General features: G+C 73.8%; 5 protein-coding genes and 1 pseudogene. 5 read left to right on the top strand and 1 reads right to left on the bottom strand.

The window, feature by feature from the left end:
• Positions 1 to 53: 53 nt before the first annotated feature.
• Positions 54 to 2,738, bottom strand: coding sequence for a pyruvate dehydrogenase (acetyl-transferring), homodimeric type (gene aceE, locus HPT28_RS23520; RefSeq protein ID WP_219093315.1), 2,685 nt, complete (start codon positions 2,736 to 2,738; stop codon positions 54 to 56).
• 673 nt (positions 2,739 to 3,411) lie between these two features.
• On the opposite strand from aceE, the gene HPT28_RS23525 reads away from it, so the two are divergent.
• The 5 genes and pseudogenes from HPT28_RS23525 to HPT28_RS23545 form a co-directional block, all read left to right on the top strand.
• Positions 3,412 to 6,249, top strand: a complete 2,838-nt coding sequence (locus HPT28_RS23525; RefSeq protein WP_219093318.1) for an AfsR/SARP family transcriptional regulator — start codon at positions 3,412 to 3,414, stop codon at positions 6,247 to 6,249.
• A gap of 175 nt (positions 6,250 to 6,424) precedes the next feature.
• Entirely contained in the window at positions 6,425 to 6,757 is a 333-nt protein-coding gene (locus HPT28_RS23530; RefSeq protein ID WP_219093320.1) for an aliphatic sulfonate ABC transporter substrate-binding protein, read from the top strand.
• Positions 6,758 to 6,838: 81 nt separating this feature from the next.
• Positions 6,839 to 7,135, top strand: coding sequence for a hypothetical protein (locus HPT28_RS23535; protein WP_219093323.1), 297 nt, complete (start codon positions 6,839 to 6,841; stop codon positions 7,133 to 7,135).
• Positions 7,136 to 7,205: 70 nt separating this feature from the next.
• Positions 7,206 to 7,556 carry a hypothetical protein gene (locus HPT28_RS23540; protein ID WP_219093325.1) on the top strand — a complete coding sequence of 117 codons (351 nt, stop codon included), beginning with the start codon at positions 7,206 to 7,208 and terminating at the stop codon, positions 7,554 to 7,556.
• 3 nt (positions 7,557 to 7,559) lie between these two features.
• Positions 7,560 to 8,669, top strand: a pseudogene (locus tag HPT28_RS23545) (hypothetical protein); the annotation flags it as partial.

Below are 8,669 nucleotides of genomic sequence, written 5' to 3' on the forward strand. Positions count from 1 at the left end.
GGGACGGTGGCCCCACCGTCCCGTCGGTGTGTCGGTGTCGGTGTCGTGTCGGCTCAGGCGAGGCCGTAGCGCTCGGCCGCCTGCCGGACCGTCTCCTGCTTGACCTCGCCGCGCCGGGCGAGCTGAGCCAGCGCGGCCACGGCGATCGACTGGGCGTCCACCCCGAAGTGGCGCCGCGCGTTCTCGCGGGTGTCGGACAGGCCGAAACCGTCGGTGCCCAGCGAGCTGTAGTCGCCCGGCACCCACTGGCTGATCTGGTCCGGCACCTGGCGCATCCAGTCGCTGACGGCCAGGATCGGGCCCGGAGCGCCCTGGAGCACGCGCGTCACGTACGGGGTGCGCTCCTCGCCGCGCAGGGCGGCGGCGTCGCACTCCAGCGCGTCCCGGCGCAGCTCGCCCCAGGACGTCGCCGACCACACGTCCGCCGCGACGCCCCACTCCTCGGCCAGCAGCCGCTGTGCCTCCAGGACCCAGTGGATGGCCGTGCCCGAGGCGAGCAGCTGGGCGCGCGGCGCCTCGGCGTCGTCCGCCACCCGGCCCTCGTTGAACCGGTACAGGCCCTTGACGATGCCCTCCTCGACGCCTTCCGGCATGGCGGGCTGCGGCTTGGGCTCGTTGTAGACGGTCAGGTAGTAGAAGACGTCCTCGGGGTTCTCCCCGTACATCCGCCGCAGCCCGTCCCTGACGATGACGCCGATCTCGTAGGCGAAGGCCGGGTCGTAACTGAGCGCCGCCGGGTTGGTGGCCGCGATGAGCGGGGAGTGCCCGTCCGCGTGCTGGAGGCCCTCGCCCGTCAGCGTGGTGCGGCCGGCGGTGGCGCCGACGACGAAGCCGCGGCCGAGCTGGTCGCCGAGCGCCCAGAACTGGTCGGCCGTGCGCTGCCAGCCGAACATCGAGTAGAAGATGTAGAACGGGATCATCGGCTCGCCGTGCGTGGCGTACGACGTCGCGGCGGCGGTGAAGTCCGCCATGGCGCCGGCCTCGGTGATCCCCTCGTTGAGGATCTGCCCGTCCTTGGCCTCCTTGTAGTACATGAGCTGGTCGCGGTCGACCGGCTCGTACGTCTGGCCGAGCGGCGAGTAGATGCCGGCGGAGGGGAAGAGCGCCTCCATGCCGAAGGTGCGGGCCTCGTCCGGAACGATCGGCACCCAGCGCTTGCCGGTCTCCTTGTCCCGCATGAGGTCCTTCACCAGCCGGACGAACGCCATGGTGGTGGCGATCTCCTGGCTGCCGCTGCCCTTGGCCAGCGCCGCGAAGGGCCGCTCGGCGGGCTCCGGCAGCGCGACCGGGTGCACCTTGCGGGCCGGGGCCGGTCCGCCGAGGGCCGCGCGCCGCTCCTTCAGGTAGCGCACCTCGGGGCTGTCCGCGCCCGGGTGGGCGTAGGGCACCAGCTCCTCGTCGAGCCGTGCGTCCGGGATCGGCAGCTCCAGCAGGTCCCGCATGGCGCGGAACTCCTTGCCGGACAGCTTCTTCATCTGGTGGTTGGCGTTGCGCGACTCGAAGCCCGGGCCGAGCGTCCAGCCCTTGACCGTCTGCGCGAGGACGACGGTCGGCGCGCCCTTGTGCTCGACGGCCGCCCGGTAGGCCGCGTACACCTTGCGCGGCTCGTGCCCGGCACGGGAGGTCTGGAAGCACTCGGCGATCTTCGCGTCCGAGAGCAGCTTCGCCATCTCGACGAGGGCCGGTTCGGCACCGAAGAAGTGCTCGCGGATGTAGGCGGCGTCGCGGGTGGCGTAGGTCTGGAACTGGGCGTCCGGCACCTCGCGCAGGCGCCGCAGCAGCGCGCCGCTGGTGTCGAGCTGGAACAGCTCGTCCCAGGCGGAGCCCCACAGCGACTTCACGACGTTCCAGCCGGCCGCGCGGAACTGGGCCTCCAGCTCCTGCACGATCTTGAAGTTGGCGCGGACGGGGCCGTCGAGCCGCTGCAGGTTGCAGTTGATGACGAAGGTCAGGTTGTCGAGCTGCTCGCGGGCGGCGAGTGCGAGGGCGGCCGTCGACTCGGGCTCGTCCATCTCGCCGTCGCCCAGGAAGGCCCAGACGTGGCTCCGGCTGGTGTCCTTGATGCCGCGGTTCTCCAGGTACCGGTTGAACCGGGCCTGGTAGACGGCGGAGAGCGGGCCGAGCCCCATCGAGACGGTGGGGAACTCCCACATCCACGGCAGCCGCCGCGGGTGCGGGTAGGAGGGCAGGCCCTTGCCGCCCGACTCCTGGCGGAAGTTGTCGAGGTGCTCCTCGCCGATCCGGCCCTCCAGGAAGGCCCGGGCGTAGATGCCGGGGGAGGCGTGGCCCTGGATGTAGAGCTGGTCACCGGAGCCGTGCCGCTCCGGGTCCTCCTTGCCGCGGAAGAAGTGCTGGAAGCCCGTCTCGTAGAGCCAGGCCGCCGAGGCGTAGGTGGCGATGTGCCCGCCGACGCCGTACCGGCTGCCACGGGTGACCATGGCCGCGGCGTTCCAGCGGTTCCAGGCGGTGATGCGCCGCTCCATCTCCGGGTCGCCGGGCAGCTCGGGCTCGGCGGCGGTGGGGATGGTGTTGAGGTACTCGGTCTCCAGCAGCGAGGGCACGGCCAGGCCCTCGCGCCGGGCGTGCTCCACCGTCCGGCGCACCAGGTAGGCGGCGCGCTGGGGACCGGCGGCCTCGCGGACGGCGTCCAGGGACTCGCGCCACTCGGCGGTCTCCTGTGGGTCGCGGTCGGGCAGCTGGTCCAGCTCGCTCGCCTGGGTGCGTACGGGGTCAGTCATCGTGGCCGCCTTCCGGGATGAGGACGGTGGTGGGGCTGTGAAAGGTGCAGGGCAGGACAGGGGTGAGCCCGCGGCGATGACCATAAGCCTCGATCGATGATCGATCAAAGTCTCCCCAGGGGAAAATCTCTTCCACGGGCCAAAATCGGCATTCCGTGCCATGAAATCCGGCACTCAGTGTCGAGTGAGTGCGGTGCGATTCGCCGCTTTCATCCGACGAGGGGCGGTACGCCCCTCACATGTCTTCTATGGTCGAAAGTTCCCTTCCTGCAAGGTCGTCCGAGCCGAGGCGGCCGCCCGCCCCTGCCGCTCGGACGCCCTGGGCGGCGGTCCCGGTGTGGCCCCGGGCGGCGGAGTGCGGGCCGCTCCTCCGTGGCCCCGGCGGCGTCCCCGCACGTCGGGGCGTGGGACGGGGCTCATGGCGAGCGAGGGCCGAGGCAGGGCCGGGTTCCGGCGGCCGGCCCGGCCGCCCGGCCGGACTCGGTGCGCGGCACCCGTCGCGACCGGTGGTTCAGCCGCGCGGCGTCTCGGATCATGAGACGCCGTGCTCGGCCGGATGACGCGGCCTCAGCGATGCTGCAACCGTTGCGTAGGCTCGGATCGTCTCGTCACGCAGGCCGAAAGAGCTGGTCAAGCGCGGCACACGGGAAATGGGGCAGCAGTGGGGCAGTCGGTGGAATTCCGCGTTCTGGGACCGGTGGAGGCCGTGGACGGCGAGGGCCGCCCGCTGCCGGTCACCGCGCCGATGCTCCGTGTCCTGCTCGCCGCCCTGACCCTGCGTCCGAACCGGCCCGTACCGGCCGACGAACTGTCCGAGCAGCTCTGGGGGGAGCAGCTCCCCGCCAACGTCCGGACCACCCTGCGCAACTACGTCATGCGGCTGCGCAGGGCGCTGCCCGACGACCTCATCCGCACCGTCCCCGCGGGCTATCTCCTGGCCGTCGAGCCCGAGCACACCGATCTGGGCCGGTTCCGCGCCCTGCTGCTCCGGGCCCGCGAACTGGCGCCGACCGACCAGGCCCAGGCCGCCGCCCTGCTGCGCGAGGCCCTCGGCCTGTGGCGCGGCGCGCCCCTCGGCGACCTGCCCGACGTCCCCCTGCGCACGGCCCAGCAGCCGCGCCTGGAGGAGCTCCACCTGACCGCCGCCGAGGAGTGCTACGAGCTCGAACTCGCCCTCGGCCGCCACGAGACGCTCGTCGACGAGCTGAGCGCCGCCGCTCACCGGCACCGTCTCCGGGAGCGGCTCACCCGGCTCCTCATGCTCGCCCTCCACCGCTGCGGCCGGACCGCGGAGGCCCTCGCCGTCTACCAGGAGGCCCGCCGCGAACTCGTCGCCGAACTCGCCATCGAGCCCGGCGCGGAGACCCGCGAGCTGGAACAGGCCATCCTGCGGGACGACCCCGCCCTCGCCCCCACCGCGCGCCCCGCCCCCGTCGGCCGCGCCGCACCCCGGCCGCGCGCCGCCTTCCCGCCGGGCACCTCCGGCTTCGTGGGCCGCGGCGTCGAGCTCGCCCGGCTGCGCGAACAGCTCACGGGCACGCTCAGCGCCCCGGCCGTGTGCCTCATCGACGGCCCCGGCGGCGTCGGCAAGTCCGCCCTGGCCACCCGGGCCGCGCACGACGTCGCCGACGGCTTCCCCGACGGCCTGCTCTACGTCGACCTGCGCGGCGCCGACCCGCAGCGCCCGCCCCTGGAGTCGGACGACGCCGTCCTCACCCTGCTCTCCGCCCTCGGCACGCCCTCCCAGGCGGCACCGGGCGACCCCGAGGCCGCCCTGCGCCTCTACCACGAGCTGCTCGCCAACCGGCGCGTCCTGCTCCTGCTGGACAACGCCGTCAGCGCCCCGCAGATCGCCCCCCTGCTGCCCGCCGCGCCCGGCAGCGCGGCCCTCGTGACCAGCCGCACCGTCCTCACCGGCATCGAACAGGCCCGCCACTTCCACCTGGAGACCCTCGGCACCGAGGAGGCCGTCGCGCTCATCGGCACCGTCTCCGGCCGCCCCGTCGAGACCGCGGACCGGCCCCACTGGGAGGAGCTCGCCCGGCTGTGCGGCAACCTCCCCCTCGCGCTGCGGATCATCGCGACCCGCATGGCGTCCCGGCCGCGGTGGAGCCCCGCCGACTGGACCGAGGTCCTGCGCGACGAGCGCGGACGGCTGGAGGAGCTCGTCACCAGCGACGTCGACGCCCGCGCCAGCCTGCTGCTCAGCATCGACCAGCTCGCCGAGGGCGACCCCGCCGACCGGCGGGCGGCCCACCTCTTCCCGCTGCTCGGCGCCGCCGCCGTCACCACCTACAGCGTCCCCGCCGTCGCCGCGCTCAGCGACCACACCCCGGCCGACGCCCGCGACGCCCTGGAGCGCCTCACCGACGCCCAGATAGCCGCCAGCCCGCGCCCCGGCGCCTACGCGCTCCACGACCTCGTCCGCACCGCCGCGGTCGGCCAGGCCGCCGCCCTGCCCACTGCCCGCACCCGCGCCGCGCTCGCCGGTCTCGCGGAGTGGTACCTCGGCTCCCTCTACCGCGCCAACGTCCCCCTCCAGAGCGGCAAGCCCGCCCGCATCCGCGACGGCGCCGCCCGCTTCGGCCGCGGGCGTCCCTTCGACCGCGCCGACGAGGCGCTCGCCTGGATCGACGGCGTCATCGAGGACGTCACCGGACTGACCGACCAGCTGACCGACCCGGCCTTCGACGACGCCGCCCCGGCCCTCTCCCGTTTCCCCCTCGAAGCCTGCCGCGCCCTGGAGGCGTACTTCGTCCTCCGCCTGCGCTGGCGCGCCCAGGAGCACCTGTGCGAAGCCCTCCTGCGCACCGCCGAACGGCGCGGCGACACCTGGTCCCGGGCCGTGGCGCTCAGCCAGCTGGGCAAGGTGGCCGGCCAGCGCGGCGAGGGCGAGCGAGGGGAGCGGCTCCTGCGGCGGGCCGTCCACCTCTTCGACGAGCTCGGCGAGGTCGTCGAGGCCGGGGGCACCCGCAACAACCTCGTGCCCTGCCTGGCCATGAGCGGCCGACTGGACGAGGCCGCCGCCGAGGCGAGCGCCCTGTGCGAGGAGTTCCACCGCCACGACGGCGCCGAGCACTCCTCGATCCGCCACTCCGCGCTGAACAACCTCGGCCGCTGCCTGCGCATGATGGGCCGCCGCACGGAGGCCGTGGACCTGCTGACGCAGGCCTACGCCACGGCCCCGCTCGAATTCCACCTGACGTCCATCGCCGCCGTCCTGGGGGAGTGCCACCTGGAGGGCGGCGAGCTGGAGGAGGCGGCGCGCTGGGCCGACCGCGGCCTCACCCACGCCTCCGAGCAGCCCTTCGACCCGTTCCAGGTGGCCGGGCTGCACACGACGGTGAGCGCCGCCCTGCGCGGCCTGGGCCGCCACGAGCAGGCCCGCGAGGCGCACGCCCGCGCCCGCCGCCTGGTCGACGAGCTCAACGAGCGCGAGGCCGCCTCCCTCACCACCCGCCTCCGCGGCGCCGAGGAGCCCGGAACCCCGGCGCGCAACGGCCACGCCTGACGTCCTGTCACGCCGTCGGACCACCGGTTGACACGCCCCCGCCCCGGCCCGTGATACGCCCGCCGCTCGCCGCTGATACGCCGTTGATACGCCCGCTCCCTACGCTTCAGCGGACCGTGCCGCTCGCGCGGCACGCACGTTCACGGTGAGACACGACCGGAGGGGGATAACCGCGGTGACGGACTACGACGTCAATGTCAGTACCGAACGGCTCAAGGAGATCGAGGGCATCGTCACCGACGCCTTCGACCGCATGGCCCAGTCCGCCAAGACCGTCGGCGGCCAGGGGGAGCAGATCGCCCTCGCCTACCAGGGCTCCGGCACCGAGACGGCCATGTCCACCTACAGCAACCTCGCGGGCGCCGGGAACGCCCTCAGCGAAGCGCTCGAAGGACTCAAGGACGACCTCGGCCTCACCGGCGAGCACGGCCACGAGACCGACGAGGCGGCCCGTCAGGCCATGAGCAGTGCCAACGGCGTCAGCAGCCAGGTCACCGCCGGGATGTAGGACCCGGCCGCACACCAGCGCAGACGCCGGAGACACACAGCGCCGCCACCACCGCGCGCGGAACGAGGAGAAAGGGCAAGCATGGGGCACTACCGGTTCCAGGACATGGGCATGGCCGAGGTCCAGCGGGTCGGCAACCTGCAGGTCGAGGAGTGCAACGAGATCTGGAGCGACGTCATGTCGCAGATCAACGCGCTGTTCCCGGAGGGCGAGATCGACGCCGGACTGGCATCCGTGCTCAACGACCGCAACGAGCAGTACCAGCGGGACGTTCAGGGCTACATGGACGACCTCGGGCTCCAGAACACGGCCGTCGGCCGCACCCGGGAGATCGCCGCCGAGGGCGGCGAGGCGATGCGGCGCGCCGCCAGTCTCTGAGCGCGGGCGCCGCTGACACATCCAGAACCACCCACCACCCAGGGCTCACGGCGAGGAAGGACCGGCAATCATGTCCGCGGGGGACACCGAACACCACAACTCCGACGAGCTGTACGACGTGCAGCGGCGCACCGGCGACCTGGACGGGCTCGGCCAGATGCGGAAGCGCTTCGTGGAGATCGCCTCCGTCGACGGCGTGTTCGGTGACGTGGCCAACGGTTCGGCCGCCGAGTCGGCCCTCGCGGGCGCCGCCGACGCGATGCTCACCGAACTGGAGCGCGCCGGGATCTCGGTGGACAACATCGCGGGCAACGCCGGAACCGCCGGGGAGATCGCCGACATGACCGACGAAGAAGCGGCGCTCCAGCAGAAGCTCGTCACCGGCAACAGCAGCGGCGGCCAGTTCTACGAGGTGGAGTGAACCATGGCCGACGACTTCCGGGAGACCTGCCGGACGATCTACAGCCCGAGCGAGTACGGCATGCGCGCGGCGGCCGGAGCCTGGCTGGCCCTGGCCGGGGCGGCGACGCAGAGCAACGACCGGCTGCGCGGCATCGCCGGTGACGCGCAGGCCGAGCCGGGCGTGGGCCTGCTCGAACTCGCCGACCGTCTCGGCGCCGTGGGCGGCTGGGGCGACGGGGCCGGGGCCGTGGCCGTGGCCATCGCGCGGCAGCTCCAGACGGCCGCCGACGCCACGTCCAAGACCGTCGAACGCGTCATGGACCTGGAGGACGAGTACGACGAGCAGGAGCGTCTGCGCAACGAGAAGTCCGAGCACGACGTGATGACCGCAGCCTCGATGCACCAGGGCAACATGGGCAAGCTCACCCGCGAGGTCAACGACGAACTCGACGCCCTCAACAACGTGTACGCGACCGTGACCGGCGGCAACGCGCCGACCGCGCCCGAGGTGAACTCGGCCGGCGGGCCCGGCGCCCCGGCCCGCTCGTCCTACACGGCCGAGTCCGGCACCGTAGGCGGCCCCACGGGGGAGGCCGTCTACGCCACCGCGCCCAACGGCAGCCGGGTCGGGGCGGGCGACTACCCGTACTCCAGCGTCATCGGCCCGGACGGCGGCGACTTCGCGGGCTGGGTGCGCTCACCCAACACGGGCTTCCTCGTGGACCCGGCGACGGGCCGGGAGTTCGACCCCGCCTCCGGGCGGTGGATCGACCCCGTCACCGGGCGGCCCTTCGGCGAGGTCACCGAGTACGCCACCCGGCTCGCCGGGCTCGGCGGCGGCCCCGGGCCCCTGACCGGTGGCCCCGTCGGCCTGGGCGTCGCGGCCGTCGGCGGAGGCGGCACCGCCGCCGCCTTCGCCGGTCTCTACGGCGGGCCCGTCCCGCCCAGCGTCGCCCACGCCGGTCCCGCGCAGGGGCAGGTGGCGCGGCAGGCGGCGCACAACCTCTCCCGGCGCGCCGGCGTCGCCGGACGGCTGGCCATGCGGGAGGCGGCCCAGGGCGGCCGACCGTACATGCCGCCGCCCGGCGCGCACGGCTCCGCCGGGCGCGACCGCGCCGGTGCCCCCGCGGGG

This window comes from Streptomyces sp. JJ38, assembly GCF_019303475.1.
Taxonomy (GTDB): domain Bacteria; phylum Actinomycetota; class Actinomycetes; order Streptomycetales; family Streptomycetaceae; genus Streptomyces.

Excerpts from the sequence above, each read along its gene's own strand:
- HPT28_RS23535 (WP_219093323.1), top strand. The coding sequence starts at position 6,839 with ATGGGGCACTACCGGTTCCAGGACATGGGCATGGCCGAGGTCCAGCGG.
- aceE (WP_219093315.1), bottom strand. The coding sequence starts at position 2,738 with ATGACTGACCCCGTACGCACCCAGGCGAGCGAGCTGGACCAGCTGCCC.
- HPT28_RS23540 (WP_219093325.1), top strand. The coding sequence starts at position 7,206 with ATGTCCGCGGGGGACACCGAACACCACAACTCCGACGAGCTGTACGAC.